This is a genomic window from Ensifer sp. 2TAB8, assembly GCF_052115125.1.
In the GTDB taxonomy this organism is placed as follows: Bacteria; Pseudomonadota; Alphaproteobacteria; order Rhizobiales; family Rhizobiaceae; genus Ensifer.
In genome coordinates this window covers 36,568-55,580 of the sequence record NZ_JBFRGB010000029.1, presented here as the reverse complement: position 1 = coordinate 55,580, position 19,013 = coordinate 36,568, and the positions used below count along the sequence as shown (strand labels likewise).

General features: G+C 63.0%; 20 protein-coding genes. 7 read left to right on the top strand and 13 right to left on the bottom strand.

What is annotated here, in order from left to right:
* Nucleotides 1-229: 229 nt before the first annotated feature.
* Nucleotides 230-1,054, top strand: a complete 825-nt coding sequence (locus AB4Z53_RS30380; protein WP_113540817.1) for an IclR family transcriptional regulator — start codon at nucleotides 230-232, stop codon at nucleotides 1,052-1,054.
* A gap of 16 nt (nucleotides 1,055-1,070) precedes the next feature.
* On the opposite strand, the gene AB4Z53_RS30375 is transcribed toward AB4Z53_RS30380, so the two are convergent.
* Nucleotides 1,071-1,757 (bottom strand): TetR/AcrR family transcriptional regulator, encoded by a 687-nt coding sequence (locus AB4Z53_RS30375; protein WP_441599126.1) that lies wholly within the window; start codon nucleotides 1,755-1,757, stop codon nucleotides 1,071-1,073.
* Between the two features lie 145 nt (nucleotides 1,758-1,902).
* On the opposite strand from AB4Z53_RS30375, the gene AB4Z53_RS30370 reads away from it, so the two are divergent.
* The 3 genes from AB4Z53_RS30370 to AB4Z53_RS30360 are packed head-to-tail and all read left to right on the top strand — an operon-like array spanning nucleotide 1,903 to nucleotide 4,875.
* Entirely contained in the window at nucleotides 1,903-2,913 is a 1,011-nt protein-coding gene (locus tag AB4Z53_RS30370; RefSeq protein ID WP_441599125.1) for an efflux RND transporter periplasmic adaptor subunit, read from the top strand.
* Nucleotides 2,914-2,920: 7 nt separating this feature from the next.
* Nucleotides 2,921-4,162 carry an ABC transporter permease gene (locus AB4Z53_RS30365; RefSeq protein ID WP_441599124.1) on the top strand — a complete coding sequence of 414 codons (1,242 nt, stop codon included), beginning with the start codon at nucleotides 2,921-2,923 and terminating at the stop codon, nucleotides 4,160-4,162.
* Nucleotides 4,159-4,875, top strand: a complete 717-nt coding sequence (locus AB4Z53_RS30360; protein ID WP_291155722.1) for an ABC transporter ATP-binding protein — start codon at nucleotides 4,159-4,161, stop codon at nucleotides 4,873-4,875. Before AB4Z53_RS30365 ends, AB4Z53_RS30360 begins: the two co-directional genes overlap by 4 nt.
* 18 nt (nucleotides 4,876-4,893) lie before the next feature.
* Here AB4Z53_RS30360 and AB4Z53_RS30355 read toward each other — a convergent pair whose 3' ends face one another.
* From AB4Z53_RS30355 to AB4Z53_RS30345, 3 genes are all read right to left on the bottom strand, one after another.
* The gene (locus tag AB4Z53_RS30355; RefSeq protein WP_441599123.1) at nucleotides 4,894-6,948 is read right to left on the bottom strand and encodes a calcium-binding protein; all 2,055 of its coding nucleotides are present in this window, start codon (nucleotides 6,946-6,948) and stop codon (nucleotides 4,894-4,896) included.
* A gap of 296 nt (nucleotides 6,949-7,244) precedes the next feature.
* A complete protein-coding gene (locus tag AB4Z53_RS30350) occupies nucleotides 7,245-7,649 on the bottom strand; it encodes a DUF1236 domain-containing protein (protein ID WP_441599122.1) in 405 nt (134 codons plus the stop codon).
* A 700-nt stretch (nucleotides 7,650-8,349) separates the two neighbouring features.
* A complete protein-coding gene (locus AB4Z53_RS30345) occupies nucleotides 8,350-8,535 on the bottom strand; it encodes a hypothetical protein (protein ID WP_441599121.1) in 186 nt (61 codons plus the stop codon).
* 329 nt (nucleotides 8,536-8,864) lie between these two features.
* Between AB4Z53_RS30345 and minC the strand changes: the two genes are divergently transcribed.
* The 3 genes from minC (at nucleotide 8,865) to minE (ending at nucleotide 10,805) form a co-directional block, all read left to right on the top strand.
* The gene (gene minC / locus AB4Z53_RS30340) at nucleotides 8,865-9,617 is read left to right on the top strand and encodes a septum site-determining protein MinC (protein ID WP_441599120.1); all 753 of its coding nucleotides are present in this window, start codon (nucleotides 8,865-8,867) and stop codon (nucleotides 9,615-9,617) included.
* 115 nt (nucleotides 9,618-9,732) lie between these two features.
* Nucleotides 9,733-10,548, top strand: coding sequence for a septum site-determining protein MinD (gene minD / locus AB4Z53_RS30335; RefSeq protein WP_291155737.1), 816 nt, complete (start codon nucleotides 9,733-9,735; stop codon nucleotides 10,546-10,548).
* A complete protein-coding gene (gene minE / locus AB4Z53_RS30330) occupies nucleotides 10,545-10,805 on the top strand; it encodes a cell division topological specificity factor MinE (protein WP_034798387.1) in 261 nt (86 codons plus the stop codon). The genes minD and minE overlap by 4 nt, the downstream gene beginning before the upstream one ends.
* 100 nt (nucleotides 10,806-10,905) lie before the next feature.
* On the opposite strand, the gene AB4Z53_RS30325 is transcribed toward minE, so the two are convergent.
* The 9 genes from AB4Z53_RS30325 to AB4Z53_RS30285 all read right to left on the bottom strand — a co-directional run bounded on the left by AB4Z53_RS30325 (nucleotide 10,906) and on the right by AB4Z53_RS30285 (nucleotide 18,966).
* Entirely contained in the window at nucleotides 10,906-11,757 is an 852-nt protein-coding gene (locus tag AB4Z53_RS30325) for a cupin domain-containing protein (RefSeq protein ID WP_441599119.1), read from the bottom strand.
* Nucleotides 11,758-11,825: 68 nt separating this feature from the next.
* A complete protein-coding gene (locus AB4Z53_RS30320) occupies nucleotides 11,826-12,392 on the bottom strand; it encodes a TetR/AcrR family transcriptional regulator (protein WP_043618747.1) in 567 nt (188 codons plus the stop codon).
* A 34-nt stretch (nucleotides 12,393-12,426) separates the two neighbouring features.
* Nucleotides 12,427-13,512, bottom strand: a complete 1,086-nt coding sequence (locus AB4Z53_RS30315) for a Gfo/Idh/MocA family protein (protein ID WP_441599118.1) — start codon at nucleotides 13,510-13,512, stop codon at nucleotides 12,427-12,429.
* Nucleotides 13,513-13,546: 34 nt separating this feature from the next.
* Complete coding sequence (locus AB4Z53_RS30310) at nucleotides 13,547-14,386, bottom strand: carbohydrate ABC transporter permease (RefSeq protein WP_223729811.1); 840 nt, start codon at nucleotides 14,384-14,386, stop codon at nucleotides 13,547-13,549.
* A gap of 1 nt (nucleotide 14,387) precedes the next feature.
* Nucleotides 14,388-15,293 (bottom strand): carbohydrate ABC transporter permease, encoded by a 906-nt coding sequence (locus AB4Z53_RS30305; RefSeq protein ID WP_441599117.1) that lies wholly within the window; start codon nucleotides 15,291-15,293, stop codon nucleotides 14,388-14,390.
* 7 nt (nucleotides 15,294-15,300) lie between these two features.
* Nucleotides 15,301-16,374 carry an ABC transporter ATP-binding protein gene (locus AB4Z53_RS30300; protein ID WP_441599116.1) on the bottom strand — a complete coding sequence of 358 codons (1,074 nt, stop codon included), beginning with the start codon at nucleotides 16,372-16,374 and terminating at the stop codon, nucleotides 15,301-15,303.
* Entirely contained in the window at nucleotides 16,371-17,297 is a 927-nt protein-coding gene (locus AB4Z53_RS30295) for an ROK family protein (protein ID WP_441599115.1), read from the bottom strand. The genes AB4Z53_RS30300 and AB4Z53_RS30295 overlap by 4 nt, the downstream gene beginning before the upstream one ends.
* Nucleotides 17,297-18,094 (bottom strand): 6-phosphogluconolactonase, encoded by a 798-nt coding sequence (locus AB4Z53_RS30290; protein ID WP_441599114.1) that lies wholly within the window; start codon nucleotides 18,092-18,094, stop codon nucleotides 17,297-17,299. The genes AB4Z53_RS30295 and AB4Z53_RS30290 overlap by 1 nt, the downstream gene beginning before the upstream one ends.
* Nucleotides 18,091-18,966 carry a sugar phosphate isomerase/epimerase family protein gene (locus AB4Z53_RS30285; RefSeq protein WP_162768949.1) on the bottom strand — a complete coding sequence of 292 codons (876 nt, stop codon included), beginning with the start codon at nucleotides 18,964-18,966 and terminating at the stop codon, nucleotides 18,091-18,093. Before AB4Z53_RS30285 ends, AB4Z53_RS30290 begins: the two co-directional genes overlap by 4 nt.
* Nucleotides 18,967-19,013 lie beyond the last annotated feature (47 nt).

Genomic DNA, 19,013 nt, shown 5'->3' with positions numbered 1-19,013 from the left:
AGATGACAGGATCTCCGCCGGGCGCAGGTCGCGCCGGCGAAGGCGCGGTTTCGCGATCGCGATAGCCGGTCAGCTATCCACGCTTTGGCGCACCCACCCTGAGAAGGCTTGTGATTTAACTCCAGGAAATTGACGAAAAACACAAATGCAATTTTCTATTTCGGAATTTTTTGTTAGAAAAATCCGATATACGGAATCCTTTCGTGTGAAATTCGAGAGAAGCGCGCAAATGTCGGAATCAGAGAATGCAGGAAGCTCCAGCCTCGCGAAGGCAATCCACATCCTGAAAGACCTCGCGGAGAACGCGAGCGAGGGTGTGCGGGTGATCGATCTCGCGCGCAGGCTGAATCTCACCCAGCCCTCGGCCCACCGCCTGCTGAAGAGCCTGATCGCCGAAGGGCTTGTCGAGCAGATGCCGGAGGGGAAGTCCTATCGCCTGTCGCTGGAGTTTTTCTCGATCGCGTCGCAGGCGCGAAGGCGCGAAGGTATTCTCGACATCGCGCGGCCGTCGCTGCTCAGGCTCTCGGCCACGTTCAACGACACCGTCTTCCTGCTGGTGCGCAGCAATTTCGATGCGATCTGCCTCGACCGGGTCGAGGGCCCCTTCCCGATCCGCTCCTTTACCGGCGACATCGGCGGCAAGGTGCCGCTCGGCATCGGCCAGGGCAGCATCGCCATCCTCGCTCACCTGCCGGAGGAAGAGCGCGAGGCGATCATCAAGTTCAACATGCCACGCATCATGGATCGCGCCGCGATCGACGAGGTGGACCTACGCATCAAGATCGAGGAGGTCAGGCGCATCGGCGCCGCGCAGATGAATTTCGAGATGATCGAGGGCATGGCCGGTCTCGGCGTTCCCGTGCTCGACCGCAACGGCATCGCGGTCGCCTCCTTGAGCATCGGCACGCTGGCATCCCGCCTGACCGATACACGGAGCGGCACCATCACCGATTTGCTGAAGGCCGAGGCACAGGCGATCAGCAGCAAGCTCAATCCCTTCGATCCGACACTGCGCTATCCGGCATCCGCCTTGCGCGCCGCGCAAAAGAGCTGAGACACGCCCTCGCAGCTCACGCTTCGAGGAAGGCGCGGGCAAAACCGGGCTCGGTCACTTCGATCGACCCGTCCGGGAGTTTCAGAAAACGCTCTATGGCGGTTCCGTAGGTCCGCATCCAGCCGTCGAGCATCGCCGCCGCCCCATCGACGTCGCCGGCTTCGTAGCGCTGCAGCGCCTTGTGCATCACCTTGGCGACGCTCAGCCGCAACTGCAGCAGCATCAGGGCGGAGGCTTCCGGATCGGGCGCATCGAGCGTTCCCTCCTCGTGCCCGCGGCGCAGCATCTCGGCGACCAGAGGTATGCTGACGGCGAGCAGAACCTCATCGATGCGGTGATAGAGGGCGATGTTTTCCGGTTTGAAGAGGGCGTTGAAGGTATTCTTCAGCTGCGGCGCCATTTCGAGCTTCAGCCGCCGCGAGCCGGCAAAAAGCGCGTTCAGCTGCCCGACCGCATCCAGCGACGGGTCTTCGAACAGCGGCTGCAATTCCCTAAGGTTCCGCTGAGCCAGACGGGTGGCGACCGCCTCCAGCAGCGCCTCCTTCGAAACGAAATAGTGGTAGAAGGCCCCCTTGGAGACATTGGCCTCGCGGATGACGTCGTTGACCGTCGTATTCTCGTAGCCATGCTGGAAGAACAGCCGCTCGGCGCAATCGATCAGCTCGTTCGATCGGACTTCCGGCGATTTTTTCGTTCTGACCATAAAGCACTCCCAGAACAGCGGCTTGGCACGGGTTCGCTATCCGGTCCACGAGGCTCCCCAAGGGGCCGAAAATCGGCATCCTTGAAACAAACCGACCGTCGGTCTATTTATACAGAACGGATAGAGAGCATTCAAGGAGCGTCTCGTGCGGCTGGCTCGTTATGCAATCGGAGCAGCGATCGTCGTTGCCATCGGCGCGGCTGCCTCCTGGTATCTGTTTCGCCCGGTTCCCGTGTCCGTCGTCGCGCCGAAGCGCGGCGATGCGGCAGAGATTATCTATGCCGACGGCGTTGTGGAGCCGCGCACCTGGGCAAAGGTTACCCCAACGGTCGCCGAGCGGATCGTCGAGCAGTGCGATTGCGAGGGTCAGCGCGTCGCCAGGGGCGATGTGCTCGCCCGCCTCGACGACACCGAAGCGCGGGCAGTGCTCGGCGAACTCCAGGCGCGCCTGACGCTGGCGCAGGAAGAATACCGGCGCAAGGTCGCGCTCGCGGAACGCAGCACGATCAGCGAACAGGAGGTCGACCGGGCCCGCAGCGAACTCGGCCAGCTCGAGGCGCTCGTGGCCGGTCGTCAGGCGCGGCTCGCCACCTATGTGCTGAGGGCACCGAGCGCCGGACAGGTGCTCAGGCAGGACGGTGAGATCGGCGAGGTCGCGGATCTCGGCACGGTGCTCTTCTGGGTCGGCGAGCCGAAACCGCTGATCGTCACGGCCGACGTCAACGAAGAGGACATTCCACGCGTCGAAGTCGGTCAGCGGGCGCTGTTGCGGTCGGATGCCTTTCCCGACCGCAAGCTGGAAGCGACGGTCGACAGCATCACGCCCAAGGGCGACCCGGTGACGAAGACCTATCGCGTGCGCTTTCGGCTTCCCGACGACACGCCGCTTCGGATCGGCATGTCGACCGACGTCAACATCATCGTGCGTGTGTCGCATGGCGCCTTGGTCATCCCGACCGTGGCGCTGGAGGGAACGAAGGCCGCGGTGATCGACGGTAATCGCGCCCGGATACATGAACTGAAAACAGGCATACGCGGCGCCGATGGCGTCGAGGTTCTCTCCGGGCTCACAGGCGACGCGCGCATCGTCTCACCCTTCCCGACCGGCCTCGCCGACGGCACGCGCGTCAAGGCCATGCCCGCCCCGGAGAAATGAGCCCGCCATGCGCCTCATCCTCGACATCGCACTGACGCACATCTCCGGGCGGGGCCGGCAGACGATCGTCGCGATGCTGGGCGTGGCTGTCGGCGTCGGCTTCTCCATCGCCATGGCAGCGCTGATGCAGGGCGGGCAGGACGATTTCGTTCGCCAGCTCGTCGACACCATGCCGCATGTGCAGGTGACCGATGAGCAGCGCACGGCGCGGCGACAGCCGGCAGAAGATCTGTTCGATGCCGCCGCCATCTCCGGCCTTCGGCCGCGCGACGACCGCCGCGGCATCATCAATCCCACCGCGGCGCTCTCCTGGCTTGACGGCTGGATCCCCGGCCGCTTTGCCGCGACCCTGAAGGCGCAAGGCGTCATTCGCTACTCCGGCCAGGAGGTCGGCGCCGCGGTCATCGGCATCGACCCGCAGGCCGAGCCACGGATTTCGCCGATCATCGGAGACTTCAAGGCCGGCAGTTTCGCGGCCCTTGCCGCCAGCGGCAACAATATGGTGGTCGGGGACACCATGGCCTCGCGGCTCGGCGCCAAGCTCGGCGATACGATCACCGCCGTCTCCTCGGTGGGGCTCAGCCGCCGCTTCAAGATCGTCGGCCTCTTCCACACCGGCACGACAGCCCGCGACGAAGGCGAAGCCTATGTGCTGCAGAAGAACGCGCAGATCCTCTCGGCCCGGCCGAACGCGATCAATGAGATCAACATCAAGCTCGACGACCCGAATGCAGCCCCGGCGGTGGCGCGGCGCATCGAGGCCGAGCTCGGCTACAAGGCGGTCGCCTGGCAGGAGGCCAACGAGTCGATCTTGGAAGCGCTCGTCGTGCGCAATGTGATCATGTACACGGTCGTCGCGGCGATCATGCTGGTCGCCGGCTTCGGCATCTTCAACATCATCTCGACGATCACGCACGAGAAGGCGCGCGACATCGCCATCATGAAGTCGCTTGGCTTCACCGAGGCCGACATGCGCTTCCTCTTCGTGCTTGAAGGCGTGGCGATCGCCACGGCCGGTACGCTTCTCGGTTGGGCGCTCGGCTTCGCGATGATCTATGCGCTCTCGCTGGTGCGCTTCGAGCTCGCTGCGACCGGCCAGGAAATGACGCGGCTACCGATCGCCTGGAGCATGCTGCACTATCTGATCGCCGCCGCCTTCGCGCTCGGATCGGCAGCGGTCGCCGGCTACCTGCCGGCACGGCGCGCTGCCCGTGCCAATCCTGTCGACATCATCCGGGGCGCGACATGAGCACGCTGATCGAGACAAAGGATCTGACGCGCATCCTCAGAGAGACCGTGCCGGTCACGCTGGTGAAGGACATATCCCTGAGCGTCGGCGAGCAGGAATTCGTCGCGGTCACCGGCCCCTCGGGCTCCGGCAAGTCGTCGCTTCTCTATCTGCTCGGCCTGCTCGACCGGCCGACGAGCGGCTCGCTCGCGATCCGCGACCGCGACACGGCGCAGATGAACGAGGACGAACGGGCTGCCACGCGGCTTGCCAATATCGGCTTCGTCTTCCAGTTTCATTTCCTGCTGCCGGAATTCACCGCCCGCGAAAACGTCGAGATCCCCATGCGCAAGCTCGGTCGCCTTGGCCGGAACGAGATGCGCGAGAGGGCGAGCGACCTGCTTGCCGCACTCGGCCTTGCCGATCACCTGGACAAGCGGCCCGATCAGCTCTCGGGCGGCCAGCGCCAGCGCGTGGCGGTAGCCCGGGCGCTTGCCAATGATCCACCGTTGATCCTCGCCGACGAGCCCACCGGCAGCCTCGACAGCCAGAGTTCGGAACAGGTGTTCAAGATCCTGGAGGCCCTCGTCCGTGAAAAGGGAAAGACCGTGGTGGCCGTCACCCACGATCTCGGCATGGCCGCGCGCATGGACCGGCGCCTTCATCTGATCGATGGGCGCCTGACAAGGGAGAGCGGCGACGCCCCAGACACGAGCGAACCGCCGAGTACTTGAGGCCCGGCAAAAGAAACGTCAGCCGAGGCCGAAGACGACATCGCTTTCCGTCAGAACCGAAAGCGAAACATCCTCGATCAGAATGCCTTCGACATCGGAGCCGTTGAAGGCGACGAACACGCCATCGACGGTATCGTGCGCGGCAGCGAGAAAGTCGGCATAGCTGTGAATGCCCGTTGCATCCTCGGCGTCCTGCGAAAAAGCGATACGGTCGCCCTGCCCGCCGGAGAAATCGAGGATGCGATCGAGGCCCGCTTCACCGGAGGTTTCCGACGACCAGTAAAAGGTGTCGGCACCGCTGCCGCCCATCAGCCGATCGGCGCCGTTGCCGCCGCTCAGCAAATCCTCCTGAGAACCGCCGTCGAGGAAGTCCGCGCCGTCGCCGCCGAAGAGTTGATCGTTTTCCGAAGCGCCTTGCAGCTTGTCATCGCCACCGCGCCCATCGAGGATGTCGTTGCCGCTCGACGAATAGAAGGTATCGTTGTCGTCGGCGCCGCGCAGCACGTCGTCGTAGCGCCCGCTCGAGATGTTGAAATATTCGATATTGGCGAAGGTCAGCCCGGTATGCGTTACGCCACGCGCCGCATCGAAATCCGTCGCCTCAGGCAAGGCGCCAAAATTGAGGTTCAACAGATCCCGCCCCTCGCCGCCATCGACCTCGCCGAGGTATCGGGCATTGATCGTGTCGTTGCCGGCGCCGCCGCGCAGGATCGACGCAACACCGAGGCTGCCGCTGCCGGGGAAGGTGTCCTGCAGCCAGTCGTCGCCGGCGCCGCCATCGAGCACATCGCTGCCGCCGGTATTGGCAAGTGTGTCCATTCCATCGCCGCCATAGGCCACATCGTCGCCGGCGCCCGTGACGATCGAGTCGTTTCCGGCTCCCCCGTGAATGTAATCATTGCCGTCCTCGCCATAAAGCGCGTCCCGCCCGGCGCCGCCTTCGAGGTGATCGTTTCCAGCACCGGCCTCGACCGTGAGATAGGCAAGATCGCCGGCGATGACCCGGTCGTTGCCGCTTCCCAGCGCGAGGTTCGCCTGCTCAAAGCCGCGTAGCACAGTGCCGGTCGAAACCTTGCCGGCGGCGAAATCGATGGTGAGATCGCTGGTGCGCGCCATCTCGCTGATATAGAGCCAGTCCTGGCCCGCGCCGCCGTCGATTTCGGCTGAGTAGAAGGTGGAGGTGATCCCATCATCGCCGTCGCCGCCAAAGAGACGGTTGGCGCCGCTCCCGTCGGTGATCCTGTCGTCACCCGCCCCGGCATCGACGAAATCGCTGCCGCCTGCCGTTTCGATAACATCGTCACGCGCGCTTCCCGTAACACGGTCGTTTCCGCGTCCGGTCAGCAACACAACCTGCTCGACATCCTGATGCTGGACAAAGAGGTGTCGCTCCTGGAGCGTCCCCTCTCCGATGAGGCCGTGTCCGTTTTCCAGGTTGAACACGACCGGAGCGGTCGATCCCGAGAGATCGACGACCAGCGTGTCGTCCCCAGCACCGCCGAAGACCGTGCTGCCCGTCCCAACGAGAACGAAGCGATCGTTTCCGTCACCACCGTCGAGACGGTCGTGACCGCCGGTATTGGTGATGATGTCGTTGCCGGCGCCTGCGTGGACGACGTCGCTGCCGGCACCGGTCGAAATCCGGTCGCTGCCGGCGGTCCCGGTGATCCGGTCGTCACCGCTGCCGGCTAGAAGGCGCAGCCACTCGATATCGTGGAAGAAGACGTGCTGGCTGGCGACGCCTGGGTCGCCGACATAGCCATGGCCGCTGGCGCCGTTGAAGACCATCCGGTCGGCGGTTTGTGAAAAATCGACGACGAGACCGTCGAAGCCCCGGCCTCCCGTAACAGCACCGCCGGTCCCGGTGAGAACGATCTGGTCACTGCCGTCGCCACCGTCGATGCGGTCGCAGCCGCTCGAACTCGTCAAGGTGTCGTCGTGCGCCCCGCCGTTGATAAAGTCGTCACCGCCGCCGCCATCGATCGTGTCCATGCCGATCAGGCCCCAGATGTGGTCGCTCTCCGCGGTGCCCTTCAAAACATCGCTCGCAGACGAGCCTACGATCTTCGCCATACCGCCATCTCCTTCGATCGACCCATGAATACATTCAATTTGCAAAATATAAATCCTGAATCAAAATGTATTACAGTGACGAAACAAAGCAATGCAGAATATATACAAGAAATATAGGCAATTTATTTTGAAAAATATATTAGAAATCCCGAGAATATTCCAAAGTTTGTCGAGATTGAAAAAGATGTGGTCGGAAATTCGAGACGTCCGGGCGCGCGAACTAGGGGCAGCCAAATGGAACGGCAAAAGGGCGGCGCTTGAACGCCGCCCCAGAGAAAAGACTATCGAGCCTTGGGTCAGTTGATGACCTGAACCACCGTTCTCGACTGCGGCTCCACGATCACGCGATGGTCGTTGACGACCGCATAGGCATAGCGCGGATTTTCCGGGACCGGCATCAGGACGACGGCGGACGGGATCGGCTTACCGACCACGACACGTTCCTGCACGACCACAGACGGCGGAGCCGGCTGCTGCTCGACATAGGTGACCACTTCCGGCGGGGGAGGCGTCAGCGCCCCACCGAGCGCGCCACCCACCACGGCGCCGACACCGGCACCGATCGGGCCACCGACGACAGCACCTGCTGCCGCGCCACCGGCCATGCCTGCAGCCGTACCGGCTTGCTTGTTGGTGTCCTGAGCAAAGGCGGAGCCTGCCAGTAGAGCAGCAACAGCCGCCGTGATTACAAGCTTCTTCATGATCTCATCCTTTCGTTCGATCACCAACTCAACGAAGAGAATAATAAATTGTTCCAGATTCACTTTCTCTCTTCCGCATCACGGTTGATAACTTTCGTTAACAAACATCCGTGATCTCGAAATGCAGGAGATCGACGACTTATATACGCCAAAAAATTATGAATGGATACTTTATGTTGGTGTCTCCATACTCTGGAGCATCAGCCGGAGCGGATGATCTTACCTTGAAAGCGCGGACCGCTCCACCGAACCAAGCGCGCGGGAGCTCCGTCGCTTCCCGTGCCATCTGCCACACTAGTCGCGGGGCAACTTGCCAATCAGCAGTTTGTTCCCTTCCCTGTTTCCGCAGCGCGAACATTTGAGCGTTCGGCCAATGGAGTTGAGGTCGACGCCCCATCCGTGGGTGCCGGCAATTGCCCGACGCTCAATTCGCCCTTGATGCCGGCACTTTCCGCATTTCGCCACCAGCACATACCATTCCGGCAAAAGCTCCAGGGTCGACCCGTAATCGGCGGCATTTTCGCGCGGCATCAGGTCGATGCTTCGACGATGCCTCATAATCAGTCCTCTCGAAGCTTCGTCTCGATCCGCTTATCATCTTATCATCGCCCGCGGACAACTGAGGCTCCCAGGCCGACCAACGCCCGGGGCGCTCCAGCATTTTCCTCGGTTCGCCGGTTGCAAGACAACCGTTTCACTGTCAGCGCGTCGAACCGTCGAGCCGCAGCGAGAGCTGCACGCCGCCGCGCTTCAGACGCGGCAGCGGCGGCGTCATGTCGATGCGTCCAAACGTGCGCTTGCGCCATTCCGCTTCGCGTTCCCGCTTCTTCCGGGCGGCTGCGACGGCAGCCATGGCGCGTTCGATCACTTCTTCCGTATGGGTCATGGTTTCTCTCCGGTTCATGGGAAACCTCCATCTGTTCACGTTATGTTCTTATTTTAGCACTCCAATGTCAACTCCCTTCGCAAGGCCGGGCGATTCGCATGCACCGGGATGGGTGATTCACCTGCTCGGCGGCGCGCAGCAGAGGGTCAAATCCGCCCTCGCAAGGGCAACAACGGTTAAAAGCTCGCTCTGTTTCGAAGAGCGATTTCCCTTGTTTTTCAGTGCCGACAGGCCGCCCGCGCGAGCCATCTCATTAACCTTCGTAATGCCGAATTAACCATTTGTTAACCATTTCCTCGGTACATCGAAGCAACGGAAAATTTACCAAGATGAACGATGTGTTAACCGAATCCCGGCCGATCCGCCTCAAGGGGCGATCCTTCCTTGCGCTAGCGCTGACCCCCGAGCTCCCCCTCGAGGATTGGCTTACCCGGCTCGACGATCTGGCTTCCCGCTCCGCCGGCTTCTTCCTGCGGCGTCCGGTCGTGCTCGACGTCGATGGCCTCGAAATCGACCGTTCGCAACTGCGCGAACTCGTGGACCAGCTCGGCAAACGTAATGTCCGGATCATGGGCATCGAGGGCGCGCGCCAGTCGCTGCTCGGCGCCGACCTTCCACCCGCGATGACCGACGGTCGCCCGGCGGCGGACTACGAAGCCAAGATGGCGGAACAGGCCGAAAAGGCCGAGACGCCGGAAGCGGAAGCAGCCGCGGAAGCCGTGATCACGGCAGAACCGCTTGCCACCAAGGCGACGCCGTCGATCGTCGTCACTCAGCCGGTGCGTTCCGGCCAGTCGCTGTTCTTCCCCGAAGGCGACGTGACGATTATCGGCTCTGTCGCTTCGGGCGCCGAAGTCGTCGCCGGCGGCTCGATCCATATCTACGGCGCCCTGCGCGGCCGGGCGATGGCCGGCACCACGGGCAATGCTTCGGCGCGGATCTTCTGCCGTAAGCTCGAAGCGGAACTGATTGCGATCGACGGCTTCTACAAGACGGCCGACGACATGGAGCAGAACCTGCGTGGCAAGGCCGTGCAGATCTGGCTCGACGGCGAAGAGCTGAAGGCCGGAACACTCGGTTAGGCCGAGGCAAGGAAAGGTGTGGATGCTTGCCATCCGCATCTGGTGATTCAGGTCGATCCGGCCGGGGTCATGAGGATGTAGGCGAAGGCGAATTCTTAGATACTTGGAGAGACGAATGGGCAAGGTAGTCGTAGTTACATCGGGCAAGGGCGGCGTCGGCAAGACGACGTCCAGCGCCGCACTGGGCGCCGCACTCGCTCAGAACGGCGAGAAGGTCGTCGTCGTGGACTTTGACGTCGGTCTTCGCAATCTCGATCTCGTCATGGGCGCGGAACGCCGCGTCGTTTATGACCTGGTCAATGTGATCCAGGGCGAGGCCAAGCTGTCGCAGGCGCTGATCCGCGACAAACGCCTGGAGACGCTCTACCTGCTGCCGGCCTCCCAGACCCGCGACAAGGACAACCTGACGCCGGAAGGCGTCGAGAAGGTCATCGCCGCCCTTCAGAACGCCTTCGACTGGGTCATCTGCGACAGCCCCGCCGGCATCGAACGTGGCGCCACGCTCGCCATGCGCCATGCGGATATCGCCATCGTCGTGACCAATCCGGAAGTCTCGTCAGTGCGTGACTCCGATCGCATCATCGGCCTGCTCGACTCCAAGACGTTGAAGGCCGAAAACGGCGAGCGCATGGAAAAGCACCTGCTGCTGACCCGCTACGACCCGGTTCGCGCCGAGCGCGGCGACATGCTGAAGGTCGACGACGTCTTGGAAATCCTGTCGATCCCGCTGATGGGCATCATCCCGGAAAGCGCTGACGTGCTGCGTGCCTCCAACGTCGGCTCGCCGGTGACGCTCGCCGACAATCGTTGCGCCCCGGCGCTGGCCTATTTCGACGCGGCACGCCGGCTCAAGGGCGAAGCCCTGCCGATCACCATTCCCGGCGAGAAGCGCAGCTTCCTCGGCAAGATTTTCGGAAGGAAAGCGGCATGAACCTTTTCCGTTTCTTCTCCCGCACACAGTCAGCGCCGGCAGCCCGCGAACGGCTGCAGGTGTTGCTCGCCCATGAGCGCGCATCCGCCGGCGATAGCGACCTCGTCACCAAATTGCGCGACGAAATCCTCCAGGCGATCTCCAAGCACATGCAGATCGACGACGACAAGGTCCGGGTCACGATGGAACGCGGCCCCCAGGTCTCGACGCTCGCCGTCGACATCGAAATCCCCTTCGACGCAAAGAAGGCGGCCTAACGGCCGCCGACTGGTTTCGGAAGCAACGTTCCTCTCGGACGACTTCCTGTTTTCAAATACGGCAGTATCCAGCGGGTACTGCCGTATTTTTTGTTCGAGATCAGTACTCCGGCGCCACGCCGAAGACGAACTCCACCTTGTCGCCGGTCATGTTGAAATACTGGTGATCGAAACCCGCCGGAATATAGAAGCCGTCGCGCGGGTTGAGCTCGAACCAGACCTGGCCCTCGGCATCCGGCACGTGGATGTTCAGGGTGCCCGACACCACGTAGAGGCATTCGTCACCCTTGTGGCGCTCCATGCCGGTGCGTTTGCCCGAAAGCAGCGTCGTCTTGCCGACGGTCAACTGGTCGGTCGCGCAGTAGAGGCCGGTATAGGCGCCCTGCGTTTGCCGATCGAGGCTCAGGAGCAGGTCGGCGTCGCGCATCGGATGGATCGTCCTGGTCTTGCGCTGCGCTTCGGCCTCCATCGGCCAGCGGCCGATGAACTCGCTCTGGCCATAACGCGACTGCTCGATCTCGATATATGGCTTGGTGCGCGCATAGGGGCCCGAGGTTCCCTTGGCCGGCGGCGGCGCGAAGAATTCCAGCACGCGGACCTGCTCGTTGCCAAGGTTGAAGCCATGGTGCCAGGTGTCCTTGCGGAAGAACAGCGCCTCGCCTTCCTTCGCGATGCAGAATTCACCCGTCTCTGGGTTGGCGAGGCCGAGCGTGCCGCTCAGCACGTAGAGAAGCTCGTCCGCCCCGAAGATCGTGCGGAAGGCCTCCGTATGCTTGAAGCAACCGCCGGGCTGCATGCCGAATACGATCTGGTGGATGCTTTCCGTCGAGGCGTAGATCCAGTCATCGACGAGACCGGCATTTTCTTCGCCCCAGAGATGCCGCGTCACGCCGGCATAGGGAATGTGGCTGGGACGATCGAAGACAGGACGGGGAGACGGCTTGTATCCCATCGGAAAACTCCTTGGTTTTGGGCGCCAGAGGCGCGCCGATGCGGGGGGATGTCAGCGCGCGACGCGCGCTATTTCGGCGGTGCTTGCGCGTGCGTCCGCTCCAAAAGCCGGGCGGTGACGGCGCGCTTCATTTCGGGGTCGAGGTGCATGACGTTGAAGACCTCCGCCAGCCACATGCCCTCCACCGCCAGTCGCGTAATCGTCGCCTCGACCGGATCGAGCCCGTCGTTTTCGACGGATGCCTGGCAGCGGATGTTTTGCTGGCGCACGATCTCCAGAAGGTCGGGGAAGTTCGACAGCGCCGCGGTGATGCTGGCACCCAGGCGGTCGTACTGATCGCCGGTGCTTGTGGCCTCGCCGAGCGTGGCGCGCACATAAGCGCGGGTGTAGCGGCCATGCGGGTCCTCGTCCTCGGTTTCGAGGCCGGAGAGACCGGTCTCGAAACGGTAGACGAAACGCTCGACCATTGCCCGCACCAGCGCGTCTTTGCTCGCGAAGTGGTAGAGAATGCCGCCCTTGCTGAGGCCGGTCTGTTCCGCCACTTCGTCGAAGGTGAGGGATGATACGCCCTTGCCGACGACGATCGCTTCGGCGGCGGTGAGGATGCGGTCACGTGCGGTTTCGCGTTTTGCCATGTCGATACAACTCTAGTGTGTGAAACGTGTCCAGCTATAGCCCCGAACTCTCGCGCAGGCGACCGACGATCTCGGCCATCAACGCCAGGTCTTCGCGCGAGTCCGACAGCGTCGTCTTCGGTTTGGTGCCATTGGTGAGATGATCGTGGAAGGCACGCAGCTCCAGGGCAAAGGGATCGGTATAGTCAGGCCCGAAGGTGCGTGTTTCGGTCTCGGTATCGGTGCTGTCGATTACTTCGAGCGCGGTCGGCAGGTTGCGGATATAGGGCGTGTCGTAGCTGACACGTAGCTGGCGGCGATCGGACAGCACCTCGATGCGCGCGTCGAAGCGGGCGACGTTGTCGATCAGGGCTTCGTAGATCGCAGTGAAGTGGCCATAGTCGAACATCGCGACAATGGATTCGCCGTTGCATTTGTGATGGGCGGCAATCACCCGCTTCGGCAGGCCGATCAATTCGCGCATGGCCGAAAGGCTGTGCGACGAAAGCCCTGTCAGCACCTGGTAGGCGCGCATCAGATCGGCGGGCGCATCGTCTCCGACCACCTGCTTCAAAAGCGCCGTCGTCTGCGCACGGGATTCCGCCAGGAACGCGGCGTCGAGATCATCAGGATAGAAGATGTTACGCGTCTGGCGAATGAAGAACGGGCCTTCGCAGATGATGTCGCGGACGCGGACGTAACGCACATCGTTCTGCGCTGGCATCATCGCCTTGGCGCGCAGGAAGCTTGGCGAATAGCGGCGCATATAGGCAACGAAAAGCAGCCGGTCCGTGGCGTCCGCCAGCGGCGCCACCGCGTCGATTTCGCCGAGCGTCAGGCAGGCGGGCTTTTCCAGGAAGACGTGCTTCTTCGCTTTCAGCGCCATCTCCAGATAGAAGCTGTGTGTCTGGTCCGGCGTCAGGATGAAAACGGCATCGATATCAGGCGCGGAGACAAGCGCTTCCGCCGTTTCATACTTCTTTGCGCCGGGATAACGGGCCGAGCAGTAGGCCGTCAGGCTCGGCGAGACGTCATAGACGCCGGCGATTTCGAACAGATGGCGATGATCGGCCAGGATCGGCAGATGCATGAGCTGGCTGACTTCGCCAAGCCCGATCAAACCAACACGAACGACACGCATGTGAGTACCCTTTCCGCCTCGAATGGAGGCCATTTCAACCCTTGACCGCGCCGGCGGTCAGGCCGGAGACGATATGTTTCTGGAATATCAGCGCGAGAATAATCAGCGGCACCGTGACGATGGTCGAGGCGGCCATGATCGCCCCATAGGGGAACTCGTAGCGGCTCGACCCGGAGATCAAAGCGATTGCCACCGGCACGGTGCGGTTCTCGTCGGTGAGAATGAAGGTCAGCGCGAACATGAACTCGTTCCACGAGGCGATGAAGGCGAGCAGCCCGGTCGAAACCAGTGCCGGCCCCATCATCGGCAGGAAGATGCAGCGCACGATGCGCAGCGGCGAGCAGCCGTCCATGATCGCCGCCTCTTCGATCTGCTTCGGCAGGTCGCGCATGAAGGTCGTCAGCACCCAGATGTTGAAGGGCAGCGTGAAGATCATATAGGCGAAGATCAGGGAGCCGATCGTGTTGTAGAGCCCGAGCCAGCGGATCATCTCGAAGAGGCCGGAGAGCAGCGCGATCTGCGGGAACATCGAGACGGCCAGCACCAGCATCATGATCGGCGAACGGCCACGGAAATCGATGCGGCCAAGCGCGTAAGCCGCCCCGACGGCCAGAAGCAGCGACAACGCCACGACCGAGAAGGCGACGATCAGCGAGTTCAGCAGAGAGCGCAGGAAGACACCGTCCGAAAGGATGGCCGCATAGTTGTTGAACTTCAGGTCCGGAAAGAAGGTCACGTCGAAGATCGCCTGCCCCGATTTCAGCGACGAGGCGATCATCCAGTAGAACGGAAAGATCGTGTAGAGCGCGACGATACCGAAGAGGGCGTAGATCGCGATCTTGTGCAGGCGTTTGCCGGTGTTGCTCCTGACCATGTCAAACTCCCATGAGGCGGCGATTGAGACGGAAGACGGTGACGTAGATGGCTGTCACCAGCGCGATCATCAGGAAGACGGCAGTGCTGGCGGCTGAGCCGACGCCCATGTCCTGGAAGTTGACGAGCACTTCGCGGGCGTAGATCGAAACGGTCTTGGTGTCGTCGCTGTTGGAGGAAAGCACATAGCTCAGGTCGAACATGCGCAGCGCGTCGAGCAGGCGGAAGAGCACGGCAACGGCGATGCTGGGAGCCAGCAGCGGAAGGGTCAGCGAGGTGAACTGCTTCCATGCCGGCACACCGTCGATCGACGCCGCCTCGTAGATGCCGCGCGGCAGCATCGTCAGGCCTGCGAGGATCAGGAGCACCATGAACGGCGTGGTGATCCAGACGTCGACGGCGATGATCACGGGCATTACCAGCGCGGAATTGGCGGTCCAGGCGACGCCGCTGTCGATCACGCCGGCAAGCTTCAGCACGTGGTTCACGATGCCGAACTGATCGTGCAGCATCCATTGCCACATGCGCGCGCTGATGACGACCGGGATCGACCAGGGGATCAAGATGATCGCCCGCATCATGCCACGCCCGGCGATATGGGAATTGAGGAGCAGCGCGATCGTCAGGCCGAGCACGGTCTCGATCGAGACGGAGATGACGGTGAAATAGAGCGTGTTGCGGACCGACTGCCACCAGAGCGGATCCTCGAACAGCGCATAGTAATTGTCGAAACCGACGTAGCTGTAGAAGTCCGGCTCGGTGAGCAGGGCGTCGGTGAAGGAAAAGAGGAAGGTGCGGCCGAGCGGCCAAAGCGCCACGCCGGTGAGGACGAGCAGGCTTGGCGCGAGAAACAGCCAGGCGGTGCGAACGCGCGCCTGCCGCAATCCTGTTGATCTGGAACCCGCCATCATAGCCTTACGCTCCCTTGGCCGTAAGCGCCATGTCGTCGGCACCGAAGATATGCGCCTTCGACGTCAGCCAGCCGACGGTGATGTCGGCATTCAGCCTGAGATCGGGCTTGCCCTGCGCCTTGACGACCAGCGACTGGCCGTTGCCGAGACGCGCGTGGACGAGCGCCTCGCCACCGAGCGGCTCGACAAGCTGCACGGTCGCCGGCAGGCAGACATCGCCGCCGCCGAGGATCAGGTCTTCCGGCCGGATGCCGACGCTGACCTCGCCCTCGTAGCCGAAGTGCCCAAGCCCATGGCGGGCGTCGAGCACCTCGAGGCGGCTTCCGCCCGCGTCATTGGCGAGCGTCCCGGTCAGAAAATTCATGCGCGGGGCGCCGATGAAGCTGGCGACGAACTTGTTGGCCGGGCGCTCGTAAAGCTCCATCGGCGTGCCGACCTGCGAGATACGACCGTCCTTCAAGACGACGATGCGATCCGCCAGCGTCATCGCTTCGAGCTGGTCGTGGGTGACATAGACGGTGGTAGCCTTCAGCTCGCGGTGGATGCGGGCAATCTCGACCCGCATCTCCATGCGCAGATCGGCATCGAGATTGGAGAGCGGCTCATCGAACAGGAACAGCTTCTGCGAGCGAACAAGCGCTCGACCGATGGCGACGCGCTGCTGCTGGCCGCCGGAAGGCTGGGCTGGGCGGCGCGCGAGCAGATGTTCGATCTTGAGGAACCGGGCAACCTTCGCCACGCGCTCCTTGATTTCGCCGCCGGCAAGCCGCGCCGTTTCCAACGCGAAGCCGAGATTGCGCTCGACGCTCATATGCGGATAGAGCGCGTAGGACTGGAACACCATGGCGATGCCGCGGCGCGCCGGCGCCGTCTCGTTCATGCGCGCGCCGCCGATCTGCAACTCGCCGTCGGTAATTTCCTCGAGCCCGGCGATCATGCGCAGTAGCGTCGATTTCCCGCATCCGGAGGGACCGACGAAGACGACGAACTCGCCTTCTGCGACCGAAAGGTTGACCTTGTCGATCACGGTCAGCGCACCGAAACGCTTGACGACATTGGTAAGGGCAATTCCACTCATTGGCGCACCGTCTGGTTGGCAGTCCTGTTTGCAAGCGCGGCAACGCCGATGGCGCAGGCCGCATCACCGAGGAGGCTTGGAACGATCGGCATGTCGCGCGCGCCATCGGCCCAGATGAACGGCCGCGTCAGCGCGGCGAGCCGCGCATTGACCGATGGGTCGCCGCCGATGCCGCCGCCGAGAATGAGCACGGCTGGATCGAGCGTGTTGACGAGCTGGCCGAGATAGGAGGCGAGCGACAGGAGACCGTCGGCCACCATCCGCGCCGCCTTCGGGTCGTCACCTTCGGCTTCAAAGAGCTGCAGCGCGCTTGCGTCCGGTCGGCCAATCATGCGGCCATAACGCTCGCCCAAGGCCTTGCCGCTCGCAAAAAGCTCGAGGTTGTGGCGAACCGCCTGGTCCTGCCCTTCGCCCGAGAAAGCGACGAGATCGCTGCCGGAGAAATGGATCGCGAAGCCGCGGGCACCCGCATAGGGCGTTCCGCCGATGACCAGCGAATGCGAGAGCCCGGTGGAAATGGTCACGTAGACGAAAGGATCGATACCGCGGCCTGCGCCAATCCAGCCTTCGGCGAAGGCGGCGGCCCGGACATCGCTTTCGATGTGCAACGGCCCGAAGCCGCCGAGACGATCGTGATAGTCGAGGCCGCGCCAGTCGAAATTCCAGGCAGAGGCGGGCTCGCCGCTGCCGGTCACCAGTTCCGGCAGGCATACGCCGAGACCCGTCGTCTCGACATCCAGCGCTTCTCCTTCGTGGCGAATGGTCTCGGCGAGCGAGGCCACCAGGTCCAGCACGGCAGCACCGCCCTGCTGGCAAGGCGTCGGCTCGGTGCGCTCGGCGATCACGGCCCCGTCGGCGAGACGGACGAGGCAGGCCTTGGTCTTCGTTCCCCCGACGTCGATGCCGATGGCGTGCAGGCCCATCACCGCGCTCCCCATTCGCGGGCAGCGTCGGCATCGGCGTAGAGTTCGGCGCTCCGGCATTCGACGGCGATGGTTGCCGGCCAGCTCGGGTCGTAAGCGCGCGCACTCGTCAGGCGATAGAAGGCGTGACGCTTGCCTTCGCCCCAGACGATCATCGCCACCGCCTTCGACTGCTCCGCGATCGAGCCGATGCCGATCGTAACCCCATGCGAGGGCACGTCGTCGATGCCTGAGAAATCCGGGAAAGTCGCAAGATTGTCGCGCCGCGTCTGTTCGGCAAGGGCAACGATGCGGGTGCGGCTGTCGCGGGAAGAGCCCGGCGGGTTGAAAGCGATGTGACCATCGCCGGCGCCGGAGGCGAGCAGGAAAAGATCGATGCCTCCAGCGGCAGCGATGCGCTGATCGTACCCACCAGGTGCTGCGATATCCGGCATCCAAAAGTTCTCGGACGGAATGCGGAAGTGGTCCGGCAGCGCCGCGTTGATGCGACCAACGATCTCGCGTTCCCCGAAGCCGCGGCAGGAATAATGCGCCTCGGACGGCGGCGGGGCGAAACCGTCCCCTTCTGCGGGACGCAAATATTCGTCCATCATAACGATGATCAGCCGCGAGCAATCGACGGGCTTGCCGGCAAGACGGCGTCCAAGCGCCTCATAGACCGGCAGCGGACTGCGGCCACCCGGGCAACCGAGAACATAGTCCCGGCCCGCAGCACTCGCTGCACGGATGCCGGCTATGATCCGTTCCGCAAGGCGCTCGCCGATGGCGACCGGCGTATCGTGGATCTCGACCTTCATGCGCCGGCCCCGTTCGTAAGGAGCTTCGAGACGAAGTCATGGTTGCGCCGGGCGATCGCTTCCGGCGTATCGGGATGGTTCAGCGCCAGATCCTGCTCGACCACCAGCGGACCGTCGTAACCGGTCTCCCGCAGCGCTGACACGAAGGCGGCGATATCGACGACGCCGCGATCTAGATCGGTCATGATGCCCTCTTCGAAGGCGCGATCCGAATGGATGCCTTCGGAAAGCACACGTTCGCGGAAGGCGCCGTCGACGTTCTTCAGATGCACCGCGTTGATGCGGTTGCGGTGGCGCCGATAAAAGGCGATCGGGTCGGCCTTCCAATAGGCGTGGTGGCCGGTATCGAGGCAAAGCCCGACAAGATCGGGATCGGTATCGGCCAGCAGCCGCTCGATCTGGTCCTCAAGCTCGACACAGGTGCCAACATGCGGGTGGAAGCTGAACTGCAGGCCGTGGCTGCGGGCGATCGCCGCCGCCCGGTTCGTCTGATCGACAACCGTACGCCAGCCGGCTTCGTCAACCACACCCATGCGGTCCTTCGGGTAGAACTCCGACTCGTCCATGAGAATGAAATGCGTGCCGCCGATTTCCGCGAGCAGCTTGCAGATCGCCTGCGCCTTTTCCTCAAGCACCGGCCAGGTGGACGCATCGGCGAGCGTATGCACATGGGCCGCCGCGACGACCTTTAGGTCGCGGCTTGCCAGCTCGGACGAAAGCACCTTGGCGTCCGTGGAGAAGTAACCATAGGGGCCGAGCTCGGTGTGCCGGTAGCCGGCCGCACGGATGCGGTCGAGATAGTCGGTCCAGCCGAGATCATTCCCCTGGGGCCAATAGATGCCCCAGCAGCACGGTGCGATCGCAATATTCACGTTGGTTTCCTCAGATGCTGTGGTGGCGGGGTCCGTCACGCCGGACC

Bases quoted from the DNA above. Each gene is read 5' to 3' on its own strand.
- AB4Z53_RS30380 (WP_113540817.1), top strand. From the start codon at position 230: ATGTCGGAATCAGAGAATGCAGGAAGCTCCAGCCTCGCGAAGGCAATC.
- AB4Z53_RS30375 (WP_441599126.1), bottom strand. From the start codon at position 1,757: ATGGTCAGAACGAAAAAATCGCCGGAAGTCCGATCGAACGAGCTGATC.
- AB4Z53_RS30365 (WP_441599124.1), top strand. From the start codon at position 2,921: ATGCGCCTCATCCTCGACATCGCACTGACGCACATCTCCGGGCGGGGC.
- AB4Z53_RS30360 (WP_291155722.1), top strand. From the start codon at position 4,159: ATGAGCACGCTGATCGAGACAAAGGATCTGACGCGCATCCTCAGAGAG.
- AB4Z53_RS30355 (WP_441599123.1), bottom strand. From the start codon at position 6,948: ATGGCGAAGATCGTAGGCTCGTCTGCGAGCGATGTTTTGAAGGGCACC.
- AB4Z53_RS30350 (WP_441599122.1), bottom strand. From the start codon at position 7,649: ATGAAGAAGCTTGTAATCACGGCGGCTGTTGCTGCTCTACTGGCAGGC.
- AB4Z53_RS30345 (WP_441599121.1), bottom strand. From the start codon at position 8,535: ATGACCCATACGGAAGAAGTGATCGAACGCGCCATGGCTGCCGTCGCA.
- minC (WP_441599120.1), top strand. From the start codon at position 8,865: ATGAACGATGTGTTAACCGAATCCCGGCCGATCCGCCTCAAGGGGCGA.
- minD (WP_291155737.1), top strand. From the start codon at position 9,733: ATGGGCAAGGTAGTCGTAGTTACATCGGGCAAGGGCGGCGTCGGCAAG.
- minE (WP_034798387.1), top strand. From the start codon at position 10,545: ATGAACCTTTTCCGTTTCTTCTCCCGCACACAGTCAGCGCCGGCAGCC.
- AB4Z53_RS30325 (WP_441599119.1), bottom strand. From the start codon at position 11,757: ATGGGATACAAGCCGTCTCCCCGTCCTGTCTTCGATCGTCCCAGCCAC.
- AB4Z53_RS30320 (WP_043618747.1), bottom strand. From the start codon at position 12,392: ATGGCAAAACGCGAAACCGCACGTGACCGCATCCTCACCGCCGCCGAA.
- AB4Z53_RS30315 (WP_441599118.1), bottom strand. From the start codon at position 13,512: ATGCGTGTCGTTCGTGTTGGTTTGATCGGGCTTGGCGAAGTCAGCCAG.
- AB4Z53_RS30310 (WP_223729811.1), bottom strand. From the start codon at position 14,386: ATGGTCAGGAGCAACACCGGCAAACGCCTGCACAAGATCGCGATCTAC.
- AB4Z53_RS30305 (WP_441599117.1), bottom strand. From the start codon at position 15,293: ATGGCGGGTTCCAGATCAACAGGATTGCGGCAGGCGCGCGTTCGCACC.
- AB4Z53_RS30300 (WP_441599116.1), bottom strand. From the start codon at position 16,374: ATGAGTGGAATTGCCCTTACCAATGTCGTCAAGCGTTTCGGTGCGCTG.
- AB4Z53_RS30295 (WP_441599115.1), bottom strand. From the start codon at position 17,297: ATGGGCCTGCACGCCATCGGCATCGACGTCGGGGGAACGAAGACCAAG.
- AB4Z53_RS30290 (WP_441599114.1), bottom strand. From the start codon at position 18,094: ATGAAGGTCGAGATCCACGATACGCCGGTCGCCATCGGCGAGCGCCTT.